Genomic DNA, 23,378 nt, shown 5'->3' with positions numbered 1-23,378 from the left:
CTCTACTCTATTAATGAGTGAATTGCATCATTCCTGCAACTTCAATTCAATTTCTTCGGAAGGGATTTTAGGTTTTATAAATAAAAAAAGCCTGAAGTTCCAGACTTCAGGCTTTTCTATTGATGTACTTATTTGAAATTTTAATTCATATAAAACTTCAACAGGTTTTGTGTTGAAGAATCATGACCTTCAGAATTATTAAATTCAAATTCTGAAAGTATCTTGTTCGCCAATTGTTTTCCTAATTCAACTCCCCATTGATCGTAACTAAAGATATTCCAGATTACGCCCTGTACAAATATCTTATGTTCATACATGGCGATAAGTTTCCCCAGACTTTCCGGAGTTAATTTTTGAACCAATAAGGTATTCGTTGGATTATTACCTTCAAATACTTTAAATGATTTGATCCTGTCAATTTCTTCCTGGCTAAATCTCATAGAGCGTAACTCTTCTTCCACTACTTCTTCAGTTTTACCATTAAGAAGAGCTTCAGTTTGGGCAAAATAGTTCGCCATTAATTTATCGTGATGCCCCTGATCTCCAAATAGGCTTTCTTTAAAGCCAATAAAATCTGCAGGAATAAGCTTGGTTCCCTGGTGGATCAACTGGAAAAATGCATGTTGTGAATTAGTTCCTGGTTCTCCCCAGATGATCGTTCCGGTCTGGTAATTTACTTTCTCGCCGTTACGGTCTACACTTTTCCCGTTACTTTCCATAATCGCCTGTTGCAGGTATGATGGAAATTTATCCAGGTATTGAGAATAAGGGATCACCGCTTCACTTTCAGCGCCGAAGAAATTATTATACCATATACTTATTAAAGCCAGCTGAACAGGAATATTTTTTTCGAAATCTGTATTTCTGAAGTGATCATCCATTTTTCGAGCACCTTCCAGAAGAGATTCAAAATTGTTGTATCCAATTCCAAGTGCTACTGAAAGACCTACAGCACTCCATAAAGAGAATCTACCTCCAACCCAATCCCACATCGGGAAAATATTGTCAGGATCAATTCCGAAGCTTTCAACTTTATTTAAATTGGTAGAAACCGCTACAAAATGTTTTGAAACTTCATTTTCAGGAGCCTTTTGTAGAAACCATTCTCTAACCGTAGTAGCATTACTTATTGTTTCCATGGTCGTGAAAGTTTTTGAAACTATCACGTAAAGGGTCGTTTCTGGATTTAGATCCTGAATGGTATCATGTACATGATCTCCATCTACATTAGATATAAAATGTAAGTTCAGATGATTCTGGTAGAATTTCAGGCTATCAGCAACCATCACCGGTCCAAGATCAGACCCTCCAATTCCTATATTTACTATGTCGGTAAATTTCTTCCCGGTAAAACCTTTACGTTTTCCTTCGATTACCTCATCAGTAAAAGTTCTTATCTTTTCTTTTACTTCCTGCACTTCAGGAATTACATTTTCACCATGCACCTGAACATTTGCGTTTTTTGAAGCTCTTAAAGCAGTATGTAGAACCGGTCTTCCTTCTGTCTGGTTGATAGCCTCACCTTGAAAATATGCATCCATTGCTTCCTTCAAACCACATTCAGCAGCAAGCTTATTTAGTAATTTCCCAGTAGTGTCATTCATCCGGTTCTTACTGTAATCAAGATAAAAATCCTCCCATTTAATGGTGAATTTTTCAGCTCTATCTTCATCGTTATTGAACATATTCTTCATATGTTCAACCTGGATCTCTTTATAATGATCTTCTAATTCCTTCCAGGCTTTGGTAGTGGTTGGATTTATATTTTTCATCTAGATACTTTTATAGGGAATTTGATCCAGCTCTGCGCGAATCGATTCAATATGATTTAAATAATCGTCTTTTAGATTGTCTGTGATATGCTCGGCTGAGGGCAGATTCTGGCGGAATGGATCCACCTGTTTGCCGTTTACCCAGAATCGATAACATACATGAGGCCCCGTAGCAAGTCCTGTACTTCCAACATAACCTATCACATCACCTTGCTTAACACTTTGGCCATTTCTAACTGCGCGCTTACTCATGTGAAGATATTGAGTAGTATACTTTCCATTATGTCTCACCTTTACATAATTTCCGTTTCCAGAAGTATAGCCTGAAGCGATCACGGTTCCATTAGCCGTACTTACGATTGGCGTGCCATGTGGTGCAGCATAATCTGTTCCAAGGTGAGCTTTCCATCTCTTCTGAACAGGATGAAAACGTCTTTTTGTAAACCTTGAAGAGATCCTGGAGTAATTTAGCGGAGCTTTCAGAAAAAAGCTTTGTAATGCTTTAGCTTCTTCATCATAAAAACTAGGCTGACCAGAAATACTGTCGGTCATATAACTGAAGGCATAGTATGGCCTGTCTGAATGTTTGAAAACTGCGGCATCTACCTTTTCAATCCCGGCGAAAATAGTATCGTCAATATATTTTTCCTGGTAAACCATTTTGAACTGATCTCCCTTCTGAAGTTTAAAGAAATCAATACTCCACTGATAAATATTCGAAAGTTCGTAAACCAGAAGATTACTCAAGCCCTGAGCCTGCATTGCTTCTGAAAGGGAAGAAGTGATCACTCCGCTTACTTCTCTTTGTTTAACCGTAACCGGTCTTTTCTTCTTTTCAGCATAGATACTATCCCCAATAGATACAACCGTATAGTTGATCTTATCATTTTCGTAAATGAAATATTGCGGAGTTTTAGCCGAATCTTTTGCTCTCAGGATCATGTATTTCTTACCGGCAGTGATCCTCGCAGGGTTAAAGGTATCTTTTACCTTTTCTGAAACTTCGAAGACCTTTCCATGACCTACGCCATTTTGATCCATGATGTAACCAAAACTATCACCAGACCTTATGGTATCCCTAATGACCTCAAAATCATTCAAGATAAAACCATACTGTTTCTCGATCTTAGGAATTTTTTTTGTCTCGACCTCATTTACGGCCTGTTCTTTCTCATCGTCATTGCAGGCAGTCATTGCCAGCATTAGCATTACTAATAAGCCTAATTTCTTCAAGTTTTTATGCTTTTTGTTTTTCAGTATTAAATGTGTGGTTCACCCATTGCTTCCCCCAGTCGTTCAGTTCTTCCTGACTCCATAATTCGGGAAAGAAAGAAACTCTTTGAAAACTCGGTGGCAGGAATTTTTTCCAGTTTGTTCCACCAGTCGCTTTTATAGTTTCATCTTTCTTGCTCAAATATCGGTAAGCAGCACCCATATGCATAAGCAACCAGTTAATATTTACATTAACATCAAAGTTTCGAAGAGCCTGTTGTAGATCTTCATTTTGACGATCATCTTCATGCATGGCCTGGTAACGCTGATATATAGTGTTTCCGTATACATCTTTTGCAATTCTTAGAAATCGAGGAGTATATCTTTTTTCAAATTGCTTAAGCGTAAGAGTTTTCTCGCCGGTTTCCAGATCTATACCTCCTTTTTTCCAGTAGATATTATCAAAAAGTTCTTCGGAAGTGTTTTCTACTGTAAATTCATCTCTCAAATTAAAATCGACAAGATTTTCTAGAGGAGTTGAATATAATTCGATCATCCTGAACTGCGCCGACTGGAATCCACTGGCAGGCAGTAGAGCCATTCTGAATTTCAGAAACTGTTCCCTTTCCATTCCCTTGATCATTACATCAAAAGAGTCGATAAGTATTCTGAAATACCGGTTGATCCTATTCAGCTTCTCAACGAAATAAGCAGATGTTAGCGTTGTGGTTTCTATGATCTGTTTTTGCTCGTGAATGATGAGTTTAAAATATAGTTCAGTGATTTGATGATAAGTGATAAAGATCATCTCATCTGGAAAGTGCGTATTGGTTTTCTGTAAACTTAATAGTGTATCTACACTAATATAATCCCAGTAAGAGAGATAGCGGTCATATAACAGACCATCCAGATAAGACCCCATATCCTGTCCCGAATTTTTGAACTTTTCTTCAAGCTTTCCAATTCGTTCCGCGATTTCGGGTTTTATCTCCATATCTAATCCATTTGTATACTAAATTGATGCTTTAGACCTTTGTAAGCTTCAAGATCGGCATCCAAAGACCCTACGGCCAGGTTTGCTTCAATTTTCACCGGAATTTTGTTCTTATCATCACTAATCCAGAAAGTAAGACTTTCTTTCTCCTTAAATACTCTTCCGGCCAGTACATAAGGTCTGAATTTGAGGGTTGCAACTTTACCAAACTTCGTTTTAATCGTGTCACGCCCCAGGAAAACAAGCTTAAAATCGAGGTTTTCATCATCGATGAACATGTTCAAACGCATCTCATCACCTGGCTCTAACTCGTCGTTTTTAATTTGGTTGCGAATATAGTAAAATGATGATAACATATCGTGTACATTATGAGGCACAGAATATGATTTTTTCTGATTGTTCTTTCGATTGAGAACATGGGCTTTCTTATCATTATGATCAAAGTCGATCACCAGGTCCTTGGTATAACCGCCTTCGTCAATATTACGTACAAAACGGTAGGGTTTTCCGGTTCTTTTATCAATATAGGTTTGGTAATCATCATCCACTTTAAAGAACAAGCCTAATAATCCAGTAGATCTACCGCGTCCTTTTATATGATAGACAGGTTTATTCTGAAATTTAGTTTCATCTACCTCCAGTGTTGCATAACTGGCATTGAATAATCCATAATGAATTCTAAACTTAAACCACTCACCTTCGCCAAATGCATCTTGTGAGAACATGTTTCCGGTGGTAAACACTAAAAAAAGAAAGGTAATTGCAATATAATTTCTCATAGGTTTAATTGTCTAAGTAATAGAATTTTCAGGCGTATGGTGGATTACAATTACTATTCCAAAAGTATTAAAACAAAAAACCCCATCAAATTAATGATGGGGAATTTTGTCTTATTAACCAACTAAAACTTAAATTATGAAAAAAAATCAATTCTGGTAACCACTCCAGAAATGCGGTGCAAAAGTCTCATATTTCTCCCTTACCTACAACTCTTAAATAAACTTTAACTAAACGTTTACCAGATTGTCATTTATTTCATTTTTCCACTTAAATTTTAGCAGATATTTAATCTTAATTTAAGGTACCTCGCAAATCCTGTTCTCTTTCAATTGCCTCAAATAAAGCTTTAAAGTTTCCTTTTCCGAAGGATTGAGCACCTTTTCTCTGGATGATCTCGAAGAACATAGTTGGTCTATCCAGAACTGGTTTTGTAAAGATCTGTAGCAAATACCCCTCATCATCGCGATCCACCAGCACTCCCAGCTCTTTTAATGGTTCCAGGTCCTCATCGATCTCACCAACACGATCCAGTAGATCATCATAGTAAGTTTCAGGAACATATAAGAATTCCACACCTCTGTCTCTTAATGCTGTAACTGTTTCGATAATGTTATCTGTAGCTAAAGCGATATGCTGGACTCCGGCTCCATTATAAAAATCGATATATTCCTCGATCTGTGATTTCTTTTTTCCTTCCGCAGGCTCATTAATAGGAAATTTAATTCTACCGTTCCCATTGCTCATTACCTTACTCATAAGCGCGGTATAGTCGGTCGAGATATCTTTATCATCAAAAGATACCAACTGGGCAAAGCCCATTACTTTTCCGTAGAATTCTACCCATTTGTCCATTTCGTTCCAGCCTACATTTCCAACCATATGGTCGATAAATTGTAAACCTGTATCTGGTACCTGAGTTTTGGTATTGTAAATTCTGTACCCCGGTAAAAATGGTCCGGTATAATCCTTACGTTCTACAAAAAGGTGAATGGTTTCTCCATAAGTATGGATTCCTGAGATCACGGCTTTCCCGTTTTCATCTTCCATTACATATGGCTCTACATAAGATTTTGCCCCTCTTTTTGTAGTTTCTTCATAGCTCTTTCTCGCATCGTCCACCCATAGTGCCACGAACTTTACTCCGTCACCGTGTTTGTCTATATGTGCATTGATATCTCCTTCCGGTTGCAATGGTGAAGTTAGAACAACTCTAATTTTTCCCTGTTGCATCACATAGGAAACACTGTCTTTACGACCAGTTTCCAAACCCGAATATGCTATTGGCTGGAAACCCCATGCATGTTGATAATAATAGGCTGCCTGCTTGGCATTTCCTACATATAGTTCTACAAAGTCTGTTCCCAGGATTGGCAGAAAATCTTCTGCTTCAGGAATTACTTTTTCTAAATTTAATGATGTGTTATCTGTTGACATTGATTGTTATTTTAAAGGATGTAAATATGATATAAATTCGAAATCAAATTTCAAAATATTACCACATCGCTCTATCCTGTGCTGATAAATCTTCTTTCATCTTTTAATGCTCTCCATCTAACCAGGACCTAAAGTAGGTCTCATCGGCAATTTTCATCGCCTCTTCTGTAAGTTTTAACGGCTTGAATGTATCTACCATTACAGCCAGCTCTTCAGTTTCTACCTGCCCGATACTTCTTTCTACTGCTCCAGGGTGCGGCCCATGAGGGATTCCAGCCGGGTGCAAGGATATATGACCAGCTTCGATATCATTTCTACTCATAAAATCACCATCTACATAATATAACACCTCATCACTATCAATATTACTGTGACTGTAAGGTGCCGGAATACTTTCCGGATGATAATCGTATTTACGCGGACAAAAACTGCAAACTACAAAAGCATCTGTTTCGAAAGTCTGATGTACCGGTGGCGGTTGATGAATTCTTCCAGTGATAGGTTCAAAATCATGAATTGAAAACGCATAAGGATAATTGTATCCATCATAGCCCACTACATCAAAAGGATGTGTCGCATAGACCATATCGAAGATTTCTCCTTGTTTCTTGATCTTGATAAGAAAATCACCTTCCTCATTATTGGTTTCCAGTTCATGCGGCTGGCGTAAATCTCTTTCACAAAATGGAGAATGTTCCAGCAGTTGACCAAACCAATTCCTGTATCGTTTTGGAGTATAGATCGGTCTACGGGATTCAACGATAAAAAGCCTGTTATTCTCATCATCAAAATCCATTTTGTAGATCGTACCTCTTGGAATCAGTAAATAATCTCCGTATTTAAAATCAATGTTTCCAAGATGAGTTCTAAGCTTTCCAGATCCTTTGTGCACGAAGATCAATTCATCTGCATCAGAGTTCTTGTAGAAATAGTCTTCCGTAGAACCTTGAGGAGAAGCGAGAATAATATCACAATCTGCATTGGTCAAAACTGCTTTTCTACTCTGCAGGTAATCTGGATGCGGAGTGATCTGGAAGCCTTTTAAACGGTATGATTTCAGGTTATTTTCGATCGCAACCTTCGGTCGTACATCGTAACTTCCTTTGATTTCCTTTACCTGAGTTGGGCGATGTTCGTGATAGAGATTGGAAGACATTCCGTCGAAACCAATCGTCCCAAAAAGCTGCTCATAATACAGGCTTCCATCAGGTTTTCTGAAAATCGTATGGCGCTTGTGAGGGATCTTGCCGAGTTTATGATAAAAAGGCATGTGATTATATTTTAAAATCGATCAAAAACGAATTCATTTTTTGAAAGATTGTTATTATTTCCAGTATTTATTTCGATTTACACAAATATCAAGAAAATTTACCGAAACAATCTTAAATCTAGTGTAAAAACCGGTTACGCAAACGATAAAGTATTTGTAGAAAATTAAACACTAAAACCAGAATCCGAGGCTAAAAAACCAGTAACTTTCTTTAGTTTCGGGTGAATAGGAATATTTCGCTTCCAGTGGCCCCATAAAAGTTTCGATTCCGTAGCCAATTCCGTAGCCATTATAATCGGGCATGCTCAACCAGTTACCGGTCGTGTACAGGTCATCTTCCACATTGGCAATATTGGCGCTGGCGATAATATGGTTTTTTCTGAAGAGCTCATAGTCAAACTCCAGTTGCGCTTTTATATAACTATCTGCGGAAAGGCTTAAAAAATCATAACCCAGAAAAGGTTTGAAATTATTGATAAAATCATTCCCATAACCTCCCAGAAAGAAATCCAGCACCTGGCTTTCATCGTTTCCTATCTTAAAACCAGTACCTGTACTTATCCGGGTCGTGAATTTGGGAAAAGGTTGTATAGCATATCCTAAACTTCCCTTTGCGATCGAGAACTCCGAAAAATCATTATTATAATCTGAAGAATACAGGTAAATATGAAAGTCTCCATCAAAACGAACTCCTTTGGTGGGGAAATATTTATTATCGTAAGAATCGAATTTCACATAGCCGAAAGCGCCGGCATAATGGTCATTTGCCAAAACTAGTTCCTGACTTTGATTGATGGCATCATTAAAAGTATTACTGCTATACTTCAAATACTTGTGTTCCAATCCAACACCTATGGAAAACACCTGCTGAAAAAGTGACTCCACATAGATTTGATTGGTAAAATCTCTCACTGTAACTTCCAGCTCTCTTATATCCTGAAATTCACTAAGACCTTCAGTATCCCTAATCCCGTTTAACAGTAAGCCTTTATCGAAAGTATTGTAGCGAGAATTTATTCCGAAGCTCCAGTAAAAACCTTTATCCAGGTAATAGTTAAAATTGTAACGCAGGTTATCCCCCACGATAAGGTCCAGAGAAGCCACATCATTAGTAAATAGTAAACTTTTCCGGGTAAGATTCACCAGCGCACCACTTTTATAAAGCTCATCATAATGTAATCCCAGTCGCAACAGCATTTTGTTTTCACTTTCCTCAATTTGCATGGCAAGTATATAATTGCCATTTTCATCTTCGGGTATTAGCTGGTAATTAATTCGCTCAAAGTTACCGGTCGCAGAAAGGTTGTTAATTCCAATATTCAGATCCTCGAAGTTGTACGTTTCTTCGTAATCAAGCTTTAATTTACCCTGCACATAAGCTCTTGGATAGGTATTATTTCCTTCAACTGAAAGTGCACTAATATTGAAACTATCGATCTTTGGAACCGGTTTTCGAATTACTAAGCTATCATCAAGATTACCCAGCAACTTAAGTTCCTCTAGCATATTGTTTGCGGCCACCGCTCCAGAATCTATGATCGCCTGTCCTTTGTCAAAAGCCATGACCGAGAAAGAATTTACGTTTGGCTTAATGTAAATATCTGTTTTCGGAGCTTTCTCCTTCATGTCATTGATTGTGCGAAAATTTGAGATCTGACTCATAATTTCAAATACACTCCTTAATTTATCTCTTTTGACAAGACTATCCTGTACATCTACCCCAATGATCACCTCAGCTCCACGACGCCGTAATTCTTCGATCGGGTAATTATTGGCAACGCCACCGTCAGTTAACAACTGTCCGTCAATTTTTATGGGACTTAGAAGTGTTGGAATCGCGCCACTAGCTGAAATTGCTTTAGCCAGTGATCCACTATCCAGAATCACTTCGTCGCCGGTTTCCACATTCGCCGCAATACAGAAAAACGGGATGGGTAATTGGCTAAAATCTTCAACATCGCTTACATGAATAGTAAGTCTTGATAGTAAATTGTAAATATTCTGACCTTTAAAAAGTCCGCTGGGAAATGAAATATCAAAATTGTCAAAAGGAAGCGTGATCGCGTATTTTTCTGAATCTTCCTTTTCATAGAAAGTTTTTGCCCGCCTTGGCAGGTTATCCTGAATTAGAATATCAAATTGCGTGGTCCTGAAAATAGAATCAAGTTCACTGGCAGAATAGCCGGAAGCATATAGTCCGCCAATAATTGCCCCCATACTAGTACCTCCAATATAATCGATCTTGATGCCCTGCTCTTCAAGGGTTTTTAGCACACCTATATGGGCAAGTCCTTTAGCACCACCTCCACTTAATACCAGTCCAACCTTCGGCCTATCTTCTTCCTGGCAAATTGCTCCAAAGGAAATGATAAGACTAAGGATGAAAAGATAATTACGCATTCTCTTTATGATAAAATTGATAGACAATCGTTGCCCGGGAAGCCCCGATCACTTCAGCAAGTTCCTTTTCGCTTGCTTCCTTCACTCTTTTTAAAGACCTGAAATTCTTCAGTAAATCAATGACTGTTTTTTCGCCAATTCCAGCAATGGACTCAAGTTCGGTATTTAACGCGGTTTTACTTCTTTTATTCCGGTGAAATGTAATTCCGAAGCGATGCGCCTCATTTCGAAGCTGCTGAATGATCTTTAAAGATTCAGATTTTTTGTCCAGATATAAAGGTATGGAATCACCGGGATAGTAGATCTCTTCCAGTCGTTTCGCGATCCCTATGATGGCGATCTTGCCGCGGAGACCTAGAGTGTCCAGTGCCTTAACACCGCTGGAAAGCTGCCCTTTTCCACCATCCACAATAATTAATTGCGGAAGCGGCTCATCTTCATTTAGCAGTCTTCTATAACGTCTAAAAACCACTTCTTCCATTGAAGCAAAATCGTCTGGTCCTTCTACGGTTTTGATATTAAATTTTCGATAATCCTTTTTGCTTGGTTTTCCATCCTTGAATACCACGCAGGCGGCAACCGGATTGGTTCCCTGAATATTTGAATTATCAAAACACTCAATATGCCGGGGTTCTTCGCTAAGTCTAAGATCTTCCTTCATTTGCGCCATAATACGGTTCACATGACGGTCTGGATCTATGATCTTCATTTGCTTAAATCGTTCCTGCCTGAAATATTTCGCATTTCGCTGGGATAACTCTACGATCTTCTTTTTATCGCCCAGTTTTGGAACCGTGATCTTCAGGTCCTCACCAACATCTACTTTGAACGGCACATAGATTTCAGTAGATTTCGAACTGAAGCGCTGCCTGATCTCTACAATAGCCAGTTCCAGCAATTCCAGATCGCTTTCATCCAGCTTCTTTTTCATCTCAATAGTATGCGAACGTATGATCGCACCGTGCGATAATTGGAGAAAGTTCACGTAGCCGTAACCCTCATCACTTACTACGGAAAAAACGTCTACATTATTGATACGTGGATTCACCACTGTAGACTTGGATTGATAATTCTCCAGAACATCAATCTTGATCTTGATACGCTGAGCATCTTCAAATTCCATATTCTCAGCATGCTCTTTCATTTGATTCCGAAAACGCTGAAGGGAATCCTTAAAATTACCTTTTACGATCTGGCGAATCGCTTCAATATTGCGGTTATATTCTTCTTCAGGCTGCAAAGCTTCACAGGGTCCTTCACAATTACCAAGATGATATTCTAAGCAGACCTTATATTTCTCATTCCGGATCTTTTCTTCGGAAAGATCATAATTACAAGTCCTCAATTTGTATAATCCCTTAATAAGATCGAGCAGTGTGTTTACCGTTTTAAAGCTGGTAAAAGGCCCATAATATTCACTACCATCACGAACCAGTTTTCTAGTTGGAAAAACTCGTGGAAACCGCTCATTTTTAATGCAAATCCATGGATAGGTTTTGTCATCCTTCAGCATCACATTGAACCTGGGCTGATGTTTCTTGATTAGATTATTTTCCAGGAGCAGTGCATCGGTTTCTGAAGCAACCACGATATGTTTTATTTCATGGATCTTCTTCACCATGACACCAATTCGATGGCTATCGTGTCTTTTTGTGAAATAAGAGGTCACCCTTTTCTTCAAATTCTTGGCTTTCCCTACATAAAGGATCTTTCCATTCTTATCGAAATATTGATAGACACCCGGGCTATTGGGCAAGGTTTTTAATTGTACGTCCAGAGCTGGCTTTTCCATTACCTCAAAAATAAACATTAAAATAAGCTCACTAAACCTTTTTTGGCTTCCGAAGTAAATTTTAAGAATATCAGCCTACGTATCAAAATATTGTATAATCTTTCGTTTACTTTGCACAGCTCCCAGACTTAGGGCATTTTAGTATATTGCATTATGGAGAAGATTGTGATCGGAAGATTTGACAAGGCAGATTTTCCTGCTTTACACCTCAACGACATCGCCATTAAAATTGATACAGGAGCCTATAGTTCCTCGATACATTGCGAGAATATCAAAGAAGTTGATGATGAACTGCATTGTACCTTTCTGGATGCTGAGCATCCTTTATATAATGGCAAAGCTTTTATTTTTAAAGATTACGACATTGTATTTGTAAGAAGTAGTAACGGGATCATCCAGAAACGATATCTGGTGCGTACCAATATTAAGCTCTTCGGAAAAGTATTTAAAATATCCTTATCGCTTTCAGACAGACAGGAAATGCGATATCCGGTATTAATTGGAAGAAAGTTTTTAACCAAAAAATTTATAGTGGACACCGAACTTATCGATGTCTCGTTTAACCTGAAGTAGTATGAAAATTAGAATATTATCCAGAAATCCCCGACTCTATTCTACAAGCCGACTGGTGGAAGCCGCTAAAAAGCGCAACCACGAAGTAGAAGTGATCGATCCTACAAAGTGTGACCTGGTTATTGAAAAGAAGAAACCAAGTATTTACTACAAAAACCATTTTCTGGATGATACTGATGCGGTAATTCCAAGAATTGGAGCTTCGGTAACTTTTTACGGTACCGCCGTAGTAAGACAATTCGAAATGATGGGAACTTTTACCACGACCGAATCACAGGCGTTGGTAAGAAGCAGGGACAAATTGAGAAGCTTACAGATATTATCGAGAGCAAGACTTGGTTTGCCTAAAACTGTATTCACCAACTATTCGAAAGATGTTACTGAAATCCTGGAACATGTTGGTGGTGCCCCGGTAATCATTAAATTACTGGAAGGAACTCAGGGATTAGGAGTGGTTCTGGCTGAAACTCAAAATGCTGCAGAATCTGTAATTGAAGCCTTTAACGGTCTACAGGCAAGAGTAATCGTGCAGGAATTTATTAAGGAAGCTGGCGGAGCAGATATTCGGGCTTTTGTAGTAGATGGACAGGTTGTAGGTGCGATGAAAAGACAGGGGAAAGAAGGTGAGTTTAGATCTAATCTTCACCGTGGAGGATCAGCATCCATTATTCAGCTGACAGATGAAGAGGAAAATGCAGCGATCAAGGCAGCAAAAGCGATGGCTCTTGGTGTAGCCGGTGTGGATATGCTGCAAAGTAGTCGTGGCCCTCTTATTCTTGAAGTAAACAGCTCTCCTGGTCTGGAAGGAATTGAAGCAGCTACCGGAAAGGATATCGCCAAAACGATCATTAGATATATTGAACGAAACGTCTAACATATGCCGCGAATAGACAAGAACAATGTTCTTGAGATCCTGGGAGAAAAAGTACTACCGGGTAAAAGAGCGACCATAAATTTTAATATGGCCAAACTGTACACTACCACTTCTGTGGAGGTGCCGGTCATTATTGAACGTTCCAAAAAACCTGGTCCAGTTGTTCTTCTAACTGCTGGAATTCATGGTGACGAGATCAATGGAGTTGAGATCGTACGGCAGATCATTTCAAAAGGTATTAACAAACCTAAAGTAGGTACCGTGATTTGTATCCCGATCGTCAACATCTTCGGATTTTTGAATATGGCCCGTGAATTTCCCGATGGGCGTGATCTTAATCGAGTCTTCCCGGGAACGAAAAATGGTTCGCTGGCGAGTAGATTCGCGTATCAATTCGTAAAAAAAATACTACCGATAGCAGATTTTTGCCTGGACTTCCATACCGGAGGTGCTGCCAGGTTCAATGCACCTCAAATACGAGTTAAAAAAGGCGATGTTCAAAGTATTAAATATGCGAAGATCTTCAACGCGCCTTTTACTATACATTCTAAAACGATCACAAAATCCTACCGGGAAACCTGTTCTAAATTAGGCATTCCCGTTTTGCTTTTTGAAGGTGGAAAATCATTGGATTCCAATAAAGATGTAGCGAAAGTAGGTGTAGATGGTGCCATGAGAATTTTGAGTCACCTCGAAATGCTGAATGATAAATTTGAATATCCAGAAGTAAAAAGAGATACTGTTCTTATCGAGAATAGTTCCTGGTTACGAGCAAAGTACAGTGGTCTTCTACACGTCAAGATCCCCTGTGGCAAACATGTTGAAAAAGGTGAATATATAGCTACCATAACCGATCCCTACGGTAAGTTTAGCCATAAGATCAAAAGCAATAGCGAGGGTTACGTGATCAATATTAATGAATCCCCGATCGTATATCAGGGTGATGCGATCTTTCATATATCCATGCAATCAAAAGTGCTTTTTGATGAAGAAGTCTGAAATCAGGAAGAAATTTAAGCTTTTACGCAGTCAGCTTGCTCAGGAAGATATCGAAAGCATGAGCATAGATATTGCGAATAAATGTCTTGAACTAAGCATCTGGGATGCACGTTACTTCCATATTTTCCTGAGCATTGCTGAACAAAAAGAAGTAAATACAGAGTATTTGCTACATGTATTACAGGAAAAAGACAAAGAGATCATCGTCCCCAAATCTGACTTTGAAACTGGTGAAATGATCAATTACTTACTAACCGATCAAACCAGGATCATAAAGAATCAATGGAATATTCCTGAACCGGTAGACGGAATCAAAATTGCTGCACAACAGCTCGACGCTGTCTTTATTCCTCTTCTGGCATTAGATAAAAGCGGACACAGAGTTGGGTACGGAAAAGGTTTCTACGATCGCTTTTTAAGCCGCTGCAAGAAAGATATTATTAAAATTGGAGTTTCATTCTATGGACCCGTAGATGAGATCAGTGATGTATACACCAGTGATATTCCACTGGACTATTGCGTTACACCAAACAGGATCTACGATTTCAGGAAAAAATAATTTTTGCTACAACTAGCTTAAAAATGTACATTTAACATTGCCAAAAGACCCTAATGCTTAGCGACCTTCAGTTAAACAGCATACTTCAGGATTTCGATATCGCCTATTGGAAGATCAATCTATTTTCCAAGGAGATTAGCTGGTCAGATCATTTCAGCAATCTTGTGGGTGATCCTGAGATAGAAGAGGATCGTTTTGAATTCTTTATCAATCATATTCTACATCCCGATTATCGTTACGATTTCAGAATCCATTTTGAAAAACTTATCGCTGATGACGAAACTTTCAAATTTGAGATCAAGCTGAAACTTGGGAATGGAAAGTATCGATGGTTTGAATGTAAGAATCTAAAAAGCAAGGATAACTCCTTCAGGGAAACAGCGGTACTCCTATTTGTAAATATCCACCAGACCAAGCGGGACCAGTACACGATCGAAGAAAATTTCTTCTACTATCGCGAGACTGCAGAAATGACTTCTACCGGAGGCTGGTATGTAGATACGATCAATAAGAATATTTACTGGGATGATGTTACTAAGAAAATTCTCGATTGCCCCCGGGATTTTCAACCTGCTTATGAAAAGCGGGAAAGCTTCTATGCTGAAGAACATCATAACAGAATGAAATCTGCCTTTGATAAATGTGAGAACTTCGGGATACCTTTTAAACTGGAATTGAAGATGATTTCCTTTCAGAATAGGGAATACTGGGTGCGACTGACAGGAAAACCGGTATATGATGACGATCAGCAGGTGATTGGAATAAGAGGAGTTTTACAGAACATCGATGAAAACAAAAACAATGAACTAAATCTTCAGAATTCCCTGGACATCATCGCTTCTCAAAATTCCCGACTTTTCAACTTTGCACACATCGTTTCCCATCACTTAAGATCTCATAGTAGCAATTTAAGTCTTATCGTGGAATTATTACGAGAGGCCAAAACAGATAGAGATAAACTGGATCTACTGGCCAATGTTGATGATGTTGCTGGTAATTTGGATTCGGCGATTTCAAGACTTAATAATATTGTTAGTGTTCAAAGTTCGCTAAAGAAAGAAAGGGTCAAAATCAAATTTGAAGAAGCTCTGGAAATCGTTCTGGCATCGATATCATCTCTCATTAATCGGGAAAATGCAAAAATCGTCGCTGAGTTTCAGGATTTGAAAGAAATTAGCTATATACCTGAGTATCTTGAAAGTATTTTATTAAATTTAATCACAAATGCGATCAGATATAAACAACCTGGTCGTAAACCGGTCATTTTTATCCAGACATATGTTGAGAACGAAAAAGAATTTCTCGAGATAAGTGACAATGGAATGGGGATCGATCTCGACGAATATGGTGACAAAATGTTTGGAATGTACCGAACCTTTCATCATACCAGTCAGGAAGCAAAAGGTATTGGTTTATTCATTACCAAAAACCAGGTGGAAGCTCTAGGGGGAGCCATATCTGTTAGTAGTACCCTAGATATAGGGACTACGTTTAAAATAAAATTCTAGATCTATACAATGGGGCAGAAAGTAGAACTAGCGTGTATCATCGATGATGATAAGATATACGTGAACTTGGTTAAAAAGATCATAGAGATCAAAAAATTATCAGAGAATCTTCTTATCTACAAGAATGGGAAGGAAGCACTGGACTATTTCAAGAATTCCATGTCTTCAGTGACCCATGAAGATTTGCTGCCAGATATTATATTCCTGGATCTTAATATGCCTGTAATGGATGGCTGGGAGTTTTTAAATGAATTTCTGAAAATTAAGAACAACCTGAATAAAAAGATCACTCTTTATGTGGTTAGCTCTTCGATAGACCCTCGGGATCTGGAGAGAGTGAAATCATTCAATATGGTTACGGATTATCTAATTAAACCTATTGAACTTAAGAAGTTCGAAAAGATCTTCGATAAAACTGCTGCCTGATATTATTCTTCTTCCTTCGGAAATGCTTTCTTGTTGAATATCAATAGTAAAGCTACACCAACACTGATTGCTGAATCTGCTATATTAAATACGGGTTCAAAGAATGTGAAGTACTCTCCACCCCAGAATGGGACCCAACCAGGTAAATAACCTTTCCACAGAGGGAAATAAAGCATGTCTACCACCTTCCCGTAGAAAATTGAGCTGTAGCCACCGGCTTCAGGTAAAAAACTTGCTACATGACCGTAGCTATCGTCAAAGATGATTCCGTAGAAAACAGAATCGATGATATTTCCAAAGGCTCCGGCAAAGATAAGCGCGATGGAAACGATCAATACTCTAGATCCATTCTTTCTAACTGCATCCCATAACCAGTACCCAATTCCAACTATAGCAGCCAATCTGAAAAGGGTAAGAGCAAGCTTTCCATATTCCCCCGGAATCTTGGTTCCCCAGGCCATACCTTCGTTCTCAACGAAAAGAATACTAAACCAGTCGAAAACCTCGATCTCTTCACCCAGTGCAAAATGTGTTTTGATATATATTTTGGAGATCTGATCTACTAATAAGATCAGGAAAATGATGATTCCGGCTTTTTTAAGCGACATGGTTTATTTTTAATTGAAACGCACCAAAAATACTAATATTATTTAGTTTTAAGCACCAATATATTGCCGTCTATAGACTTAAGTTTTATAGGGTTTCTACCTCTCAGATATTCCGGGATCTCCACCTTTCCATTCCTGCTTACAGCATCAACAAGACCGGCAAAAGTTTCAACCCGAATATTACCATCATAAGTATTAATTGTAGCTCTTCCAGTAAAATCTCTCAGATCGCAATAACCATCTTTAAGATTCGCTGTTAGCTGGCTGAAGGAACCAGATGTAATTAAGGAAGCAATATTGGAGTCTACAGAAATTTCAAGATCCTTTGGAATCTCCAGTTCTAGCTCTAAAGAAAAGACCTTATGTGCACTTAATTTATCAAAGCCTCCGGTAAGTTCCTGGGGATAGCTCGTTTTTATGCTCAAATTACCGTTATCAACCTTCGTCCGCAAAAGAATTTGATTAAAGTATTCACCTTCAGAATGAGTGATGAGCCTGATCCTGTCTGTATTGCTAGCGGTAATAGTAATTTTGAAAACCTCGTTGGTAAGTATGTCGATGGATTCAATTCCTGAAGCATTGAAGATCTCGCGGGTATCACGCTGGGCATGAAGTAACATGCTGAAACAGAAAAACCACAGCAAACAAAACTTCTTCAACATCTTCCTTCAGTAAAAATAAAAACGTCCGGAACAAAATATGCTCCAGACGTTGATTTGATCAGCTTAGCGCTGTAGATTTTTTGCTTCAATGCTTAAGGTTGCATGTGGTACTAAAAGCAATCTTTCTTTAGCGATCAGCTTTCCAGTTACTCTGCAAATACCATAGGTCTTATTTTCGATCCTGTTAAGTGCATTCTTGAGATCACGGATAAACTTTTCCTGGCGAATAGCCAGCTGAGAGTTCGCTTCCTTGCTCATAGTTTCACTTCCTTCCTCAAAAGCTTTGAATGTTGGGGAGGTATCATCTGTCCCATTATTTCCATCATTCTTATAAGCAGATTGATAATTAGACAACTGCTCCTGTGCTTTCTCGATCTTTGATCTGATCAAAGCCTTAAACTCGGCTAGATCTGCATCGCTGTAGCGTTCTTTTACGTCTGTAGACATGGCTTAATGTTTTTTAATGAACATTTTAGTGGTGACGTCATCAAATTCTACATCTGCACCTTCCTCCACCACCTCTGCAAATTCGAGGTTTGCAGTTAATGTTTCCGTTTTAATATAGGTTATATTATCGTTCACAGCATCCTCGATCATGCCGTCCTTCTGTAGGGTAACATCTATTGTATCAGTCACTTCAAAGCCTGAATCTTTTCGGAGGTTCTGGATCCTGTTTACCAGTTCCCTGGCAACACCTTCCCTTTTCAACTCCTCACTGATACTAACATCCAGTGCCACAGTTAGATTACCACTGCTGGCTACTAACCATCCTTCTATATCCTGAGAGCTAATTTCTACCTCAGCGAGTGACAAATTAACCATTTTTTCGTTAATGTTTAACTCGATCTCTCCTTCTCTCTCGATCTTTGCGATGTCTTCTGCGGAAAAATTATTTACTGCATTGACAATCAGCTTGATATCCTTACCAAATCTTGGGCCAAGAACTCTAAAGTTAGGTTTTACCTGCTTTACAAGTAGTCCGGAAGCATCATCTATAAGCTCGATCTCCTTAACATTTACCTCCGACTTTATCAGGTCTGCAACCGCCTCAATTTCATGCTTTTGTGCATCATCAAGTACCGGAATCATTACCCTTTGCAAAGGTTGACGCACTTTGATCATTTCCTTCTTCCGTAGTGAAAGTACGAGTGAAGAGATCGTTTGTGCTTTTTCCATTTTGTGCTCCAGGGATTTATCAACAAATTCTGGTTGATAAACCGGGAACTCAGCAATATGTATAGATTCTGAAGTATCCTTTCCTGAGACATTATTTAGATCTTTGAATAGTCTGTCCATAAAGAATGGCGCTACCGGTGCTCCCAGCTTTGCCACAGTCTCCATACAGGTATATAATGTCTGATAAGCTGAAATCTTATCCTGCTCGTAATCACCTTTCCAGAAACGTCTTCTGCTTAAACGCACGAACCAGTTACTAAGGTTCTCCTGAACAAATTCTGAAATAGCACGAGTTGCTTTTGTTGGCTCATATTCAGCATAGAACCTGTCCACCTTTTCAATAAGTGTATGCAGTTCTGAAAGGATCCAGCGATCTATTTCAGGTCTTTTAGCAAGGTCTACATCTGCTTCAGCATAAGAAAAACCGTCTATGTTTGCGTACAGTGTAAAGAACGAATAGGTGTTATATAAGGTTCCGAAGAATTTACGCTGAACTTCGCCAATTCCTTCAATATCAAATTTTAAATTATCCCATGGATTTGCATTAGAGATCATATACCATCTCGTAGCATCCGGACCGTAAACTGCCAGGGTTTCAAATGGATCTGCTGCATTTCCAAGACGCTTGGACATTTTCTGCCCGTTCTTGTCCAGTACGAGTCCGTTAGAAACAACGTTCTTATAGGCAACATCATCAAAGATCATGGTTGCGATCGCATGCAGCGTATAGAACCATCCACGTGTCTGGTCCACCCCTTCAGCAATAAAATCTGCCTTACGCCATTCATTTTCCACTTTTTCCTTATTCTCGAATGGATAATGCCATTGAGAGTAAGGCATGGAACCAGAATCAAACCAAACATCGATAAGGTCTGCTTCTCGTTTCATAGGTTTTCCTGAATCTGAAACCAGCGTGATCGTATCCACTACATTCTTATGAAGATCTACTTTCTCGTAGTTCTCTTCACTCATGTCACCAGCTACAAAATCTGAAAATATATCTTTTTCCAGCACTCCGGCATCAACAGCTTTCGCCATCTCCTCCTTTAATTGCGCTACAGATCCAATTACCTTCACATCCTTGCCATCATCGGTTCTCCAGATAGGTAATGGAATTCCCCAATAGCGGCTACGGCTAAGGTTCCAGTCATTTGCATTGGCCAGCCAGTTTCCAAACCTTCCTTCACCAGTAGACTTTGGTTTCCAGTTGATGCTCTGGTTAAGCTCATGCATTCTGTCTTTGAACTCGGTTACTTTAATAAACCAGGAGTCCAGCGGGTAGTATAAAATTGGCTTATCTGTTCTCCAGCAATTTGGGTAGCTGTGAACATATTTTTCAACTTTAAAAGCGCGGTTATCTTCTTTAAGTTTGATAGCCAGCTCTACATCTACAGACTTCTCTGGTGCCTGCCCATCATCATAATATTCATTTTTTACATACTTCCCGGCAAATTCACCCAACTCTGGTCTGAATTTCCCCTGAAGGTCCACCAATGGTACCAGGTTGCCATTATCATCCTTTACAAGAAGTGGTGGTACTTCTGGAGAAGCCTGTTTCGCTACCAATGCATCATCTGCACCAAAGGTTGGCGAAGTATGTACGATCCCCGTACCATCTTCAGTAGTTACGAAATCTCCTGAAATTACTCTGAAAGCATTCTCAGGATGATCGTTTGGTTGAGCATAATCAAGTAGTTGCTCGTATTTTATTTCAACAAGGTCTTTTCCAGTAAAACCTTCGCCTATTAAATACGGGATCTTCTTGTCACCTTCAGAATAAGCCTGAAGCTCTTCTTGCGAAGAAACTTTGGTAAATTTTTTATCGAATTGTTTTTCAGCCAGATCTTTTGCTACGATAATGGTGATTGGCTCAAACGTATATTGATTATATGTTTTTACGCTTACATACTGGATCTTAGGTCCAACAGTAAGTGCAGTGTTCGATGGTAAAGTCCAGGGAGTGGTAGTCCATGCGATCAGAAAAGCTCCTTCCAGACCAGCGCCAACTGGTGCAGCAGAGGAGTCTATGATCTTAAACATCGCCGTTACCGTAGTATCGGTCACATCCTGGTAAGTTCCTGGCTGATTAAGCTCATGAGAACTCAAACCAGTTCCTGCCTTAGGAGAATATGGCTGAATGGTATAACCCTTGTAAATAAGATCTTTCTTATATATTTCTGAAAGCAACCACCATACAGTTTCCATGTATTTGGACTTGTAAGTGATATATGGATCTGTCATATCCACCCAGTAACCCATCTTTTTGGTAAGATCGTTCCAGACATCGGTATAACGCATCACGGCATTTTTACATGCCTCATTATACTTCTCTACGCTTATTTTAGTTCCAATATCTTCCTTGGTAATTCCAAGTTCTTTTTCCACGCCAAGTTCGATAGGAAGACCATGAGTATCCCAACCTGCTTTACGTTTAACCTGAAATCCTTTTTGAGTTTTGTAACGACAGAAAATATCTTTGATAGAACGGGCCATCACATGATGAATTCCTGGAAGTCCGTTTGCAGATGGAGGTCCTTCGAAAAAGATGTAAGATTCCTTGCCTTCGCGAGAACTTATACTCTTTTCGAAGATATCATTCTCTTCCCAATAATTAAGAATTTCTTCAGCCACTTTAGGCAGGTCAAGACCTTTATATTCAGGGAATTTTGCACTCATTTTCTCCTATTTTCAAATGATGTGCGAAAATAAGGATTTTTAAGAAATTAGCTGATGATTAAATGATTAAATGATCTTTTTACAAGCTACAGCAGCGGGTTTCAGATTTTTTGATTTAAAAACTCTAATACTGCGAACGACAGAATATTAGATCATCTTTATTTTTGTATTGCCTTTGACGAACATAATCTACAGCATATAATTTTAACAATGGTTTCTGAATCAATTTCTTCCGAAATTCAAAATCTGCTTTAAATTTGCCGACAATATGATGCAATGGCTTAGAAATAGCGCTTTTAGTAGATACCTTTGGCTATTGCTGGTGATATACTTTGTGAATATAAGTGTTGATGCCGTAAATCCTGATTCTAATATTTTTCCAGAAAATATCCCCTATAACGAACAGGAAAGTATTGCTGAAATCTTAGTCGAAAAAATACTCGGTTTCGAAAACGCCATAGCTGAATCTGAAGATCATGAACCAGAAGAACGGCAATCTGAAAAATTGCAGAAAATAAATTTTAACCTGGTTGTTAAAGATCAAATTGATATCTCCGGTTTTATCCAAAGCCTGGAAAATTCCAACTTCCCTCTTTCTACAAAGAACACCCTAGAAAGAGCACATTTTATTCTTATTCCGCCGCCTAAGGCATGATTTGTTTATAACCATCCCTCTTCAAAAAGGGATATCTCTCATTTTTTAAACAAATCTTATAATCATGAATAATAAATTATTAATGATTATAGCCGTCATGTTACCGGCTATAGTCACTGCTCAAATAACTAACACTGCCAAAGACACAATTTATATTGAAGAGGTTCAGCAAAAAAAGGAACCAGCAAAAGTACTGCATGCAGAGCCACTTTATGTAGATCTTATTAGAGATCTAGGTGCCAGGAAAGGCGAAGCCGAATGGAACCTTGGAATTGGGATCACAGATAATTTCGATTTCGATTCTTACGAAGCATTAATAGAATATGAGTGGGCACCAGTGGACCGTCTTGGACTTGAGATTGAACTTCCTTTCACTTTTTACTCTCCCTTAGATGGAAATAGGGATGTAACTGCCCCGTCTAATAGTTTGAATAGTCTTAAAGTTGCTGCGCAGTGGTCTTTCTTTGTGAATGAACCTATGGCAACTTCTATGGCCTTGGGTTACATCAATGAATTCGAGTTTTCCGATTTCGGAAATTTTGGAAAACCGTTGATCAAGGGAAACGTTTATAATCCATTTCTGGTTGTGGCCAAAAGATGGGGCAATAACTTTCATTCTCTCATCTACACAGGGCCTGCCATCGACCAGCAATACAGCGACAACTCCTTTCATACTACTTATGAAACGCATACCAGTTTTCATTATATGATATCTGGGACTAGAAATTTCATTGGTGTCGAATTCAACAAATACTTTGAAAAAGATGATTTTGATATGACCATTCGACCACAGATGCGGGTGGGAATTGCAGATGATCTAATGATTGGTATTGTTGCAGGTATCCCTATAAGCAGGGAAAATGAACGTTTCAGTTCATTCCTAAGGCTAATCTGGGAAACAGGTAACTAGTTAGTTGCTCCTCTCTTAAAGACTGGCACTTCAGAAGAAATCAGGAAGGATAGAGTTGTAGTTTTCTCTAACTCCCATCTTCTAAGTGTCGGTTTTAT

At 38.8% G+C, this 23,378-nt stretch carries 20 protein-coding genes; 8 read left to right on the top strand and 12 right to left on the bottom strand.

Annotated elements, in window-relative coordinates; genetic code table 11:
• Positions 1–140: 140 nt before the first annotated feature.
• From pgi to uvrC, 8 genes are all read right to left on the bottom strand, one after another.
• Positions 141–1,772, bottom strand: coding sequence for a glucose-6-phosphate isomerase (gene pgi, locus JM79_RS01885; protein WP_141876543.1), 1,632 nt, complete (start codon positions 1,770–1,772; stop codon positions 141–143).
• Positions 1,773–3,005 (bottom strand): peptidoglycan DD-metalloendopeptidase family protein, encoded by a 1,233-nt coding sequence (locus tag JM79_RS01880; RefSeq protein ID WP_185739447.1) that lies wholly within the window; start codon positions 3,003–3,005, stop codon positions 1,773–1,775.
• Positions 3,006–3,009: 4 nt separating this feature from the next.
• Positions 3,010–3,978 (bottom strand): tryptophan 2,3-dioxygenase family protein, encoded by a 969-nt coding sequence (locus tag JM79_RS01875; protein ID WP_141876542.1) that lies wholly within the window; start codon positions 3,976–3,978, stop codon positions 3,010–3,012.
• A 2-nt stretch (positions 3,979–3,980) separates the two neighbouring features.
• On the bottom strand, positions 3,981–4,757 hold the full coding sequence (locus JM79_RS01870) for a DUF3108 domain-containing protein (protein ID WP_141876541.1): 777 nt from the start codon (positions 4,755–4,757) through the stop codon (positions 3,981–3,983).
• 292 nt (positions 4,758–5,049) lie between these two features.
• Positions 5,050–6,192, bottom strand: a complete 1,143-nt coding sequence (gene hppD, locus JM79_RS01865) for a 4-hydroxyphenylpyruvate dioxygenase (protein ID WP_141876540.1) — start codon at positions 6,190–6,192, stop codon at positions 5,050–5,052.
• A 103-nt stretch (positions 6,193–6,295) separates the two neighbouring features.
• Complete coding sequence (locus JM79_RS01860; protein WP_141876539.1) at positions 6,296–7,462, bottom strand: homogentisate 1,2-dioxygenase; 1,167 nt, start codon at positions 7,460–7,462, stop codon at positions 6,296–6,298.
• Positions 7,463–7,633: 171 nt separating this feature from the next.
• Positions 7,634–9,862, bottom strand: a complete 2,229-nt coding sequence (locus JM79_RS01855) for a patatin-like phospholipase family protein (RefSeq protein ID WP_141876538.1) — start codon at positions 9,860–9,862, stop codon at positions 7,634–7,636.
• The gene (gene uvrC, locus JM79_RS01850; RefSeq protein ID WP_141876537.1) at positions 9,855–11,654 is read right to left on the bottom strand and encodes an excinuclease ABC subunit UvrC; all 1,800 of its coding nucleotides are present in this window, start codon (positions 11,652–11,654) and stop codon (positions 9,855–9,857) included. Before uvrC ends, JM79_RS01855 begins: the two co-directional genes overlap by 8 nt.
• Positions 11,655–11,807: 153 nt before the next feature.
• Here uvrC and JM79_RS01845 point away from each other — a divergent pair, with 153 nt between their 5' ends.
• The 6 genes from JM79_RS01845 to JM79_RS01820 are packed head-to-tail and all read left to right on the top strand — an operon-like array spanning position 11,808 to position 16,593.
• Positions 11,808–12,227: a RimK/LysX family protein gene (locus tag JM79_RS01845; RefSeq protein WP_141876536.1), complete on the top strand. Its 420-nt coding sequence runs from the start codon at positions 11,808–11,810 to the stop codon at positions 12,225–12,227.
• A gap of 1 nt (position 12,228) precedes the next feature.
• Entirely contained in the window at positions 12,229–13,101 is an 873-nt protein-coding gene (gene rimK, locus JM79_RS01840) for a 30S ribosomal protein S6--L-glutamate ligase (RefSeq protein WP_141876535.1), read from the top strand.
• Positions 13,102–13,104: 3 nt separating this feature from the next.
• Positions 13,105–14,100, top strand: coding sequence for a succinylglutamate desuccinylase/aspartoacylase family protein (locus tag JM79_RS01835; RefSeq protein ID WP_141876534.1), 996 nt, complete (start codon positions 13,105–13,107; stop codon positions 14,098–14,100).
• Positions 14,087–14,659 (top strand): 5-formyltetrahydrofolate cyclo-ligase, encoded by a 573-nt coding sequence (locus tag JM79_RS01830; protein ID WP_141876533.1) that lies wholly within the window; start codon positions 14,087–14,089, stop codon positions 14,657–14,659. Before JM79_RS01835 ends, JM79_RS01830 begins: the two co-directional genes overlap by 14 nt.
• Positions 14,660–14,712: 53 nt before the next feature.
• Entirely contained in the window at positions 14,713–16,167 is a 1,455-nt protein-coding gene (locus JM79_RS01825) for a PAS domain-containing sensor histidine kinase (protein ID WP_141876532.1), read from the top strand.
• 9 nt (positions 16,168–16,176) lie between these two features.
• Complete coding sequence (locus JM79_RS01820; RefSeq protein WP_141876531.1) at positions 16,177–16,593, top strand: response regulator; 417 nt, start codon at positions 16,177–16,179, stop codon at positions 16,591–16,593.
• A 2-nt stretch (positions 16,594–16,595) separates the two neighbouring features.
• Here JM79_RS01820 and JM79_RS01815 read toward each other — a convergent pair whose 3' ends face one another.
• The 4 genes from JM79_RS01815 to ileS all read right to left on the bottom strand — a co-directional run bounded on the left by JM79_RS01815 (position 16,596) and on the right by ileS (position 21,715).
• Positions 16,596–17,201, bottom strand: a complete 606-nt coding sequence (locus JM79_RS01815; protein ID WP_141876530.1) for a lipoprotein signal peptidase — start codon at positions 17,199–17,201, stop codon at positions 16,596–16,598.
• 38 nt (positions 17,202–17,239) lie between these two features.
• On the bottom strand, positions 17,240–17,845 hold the full coding sequence (locus JM79_RS01810) for a hypothetical protein (protein WP_141876529.1): 606 nt from the start codon (positions 17,843–17,845) through the stop codon (positions 17,240–17,242).
• Positions 17,846–17,926: 81 nt separating this feature from the next.
• On the bottom strand, positions 17,927–18,310 hold the full coding sequence (locus JM79_RS01805; RefSeq protein WP_141876528.1) for a TraR/DksA C4-type zinc finger protein: 384 nt from the start codon (positions 18,308–18,310) through the stop codon (positions 17,927–17,929).
• Between the two features lie 3 nt (positions 18,311–18,313).
• The gene (gene ileS, locus JM79_RS01800) at positions 18,314–21,715 is read right to left on the bottom strand and encodes an isoleucine--tRNA ligase (RefSeq protein ID WP_141876527.1); all 3,402 of its coding nucleotides are present in this window, start codon (positions 21,713–21,715) and stop codon (positions 18,314–18,316) included.
• A gap of 268 nt (positions 21,716–21,983) precedes the next feature.
• On the opposite strand from ileS, the gene JM79_RS01795 reads away from it, so the two are divergent.
• Positions 21,984–22,370 (top strand): hypothetical protein, encoded by a 387-nt coding sequence (locus JM79_RS01795; protein ID WP_141876526.1) that lies wholly within the window; start codon positions 21,984–21,986, stop codon positions 22,368–22,370.
• Between the two features lie 64 nt (positions 22,371–22,434).
• A complete protein-coding gene (locus tag JM79_RS01790) occupies positions 22,435–23,280 on the top strand; it encodes an HAEPLYID family protein (RefSeq protein WP_141876525.1) in 846 nt (281 codons plus the stop codon).
• Positions 23,281–23,378: the final 98 nt, after the last annotated feature.

The sequence above is a fragment of the Gramella sp. Hel_I_59 genome (assembly GCF_006714895.1).
Lineage (GTDB): Bacteria > Bacteroidota > Bacteroidia > Flavobacteriales > Flavobacteriaceae > Christiangramia.
Note: the sequence above shows the minus strand (reverse complement) of the source record. Positions and strands in the feature narration are given on the sequence as shown.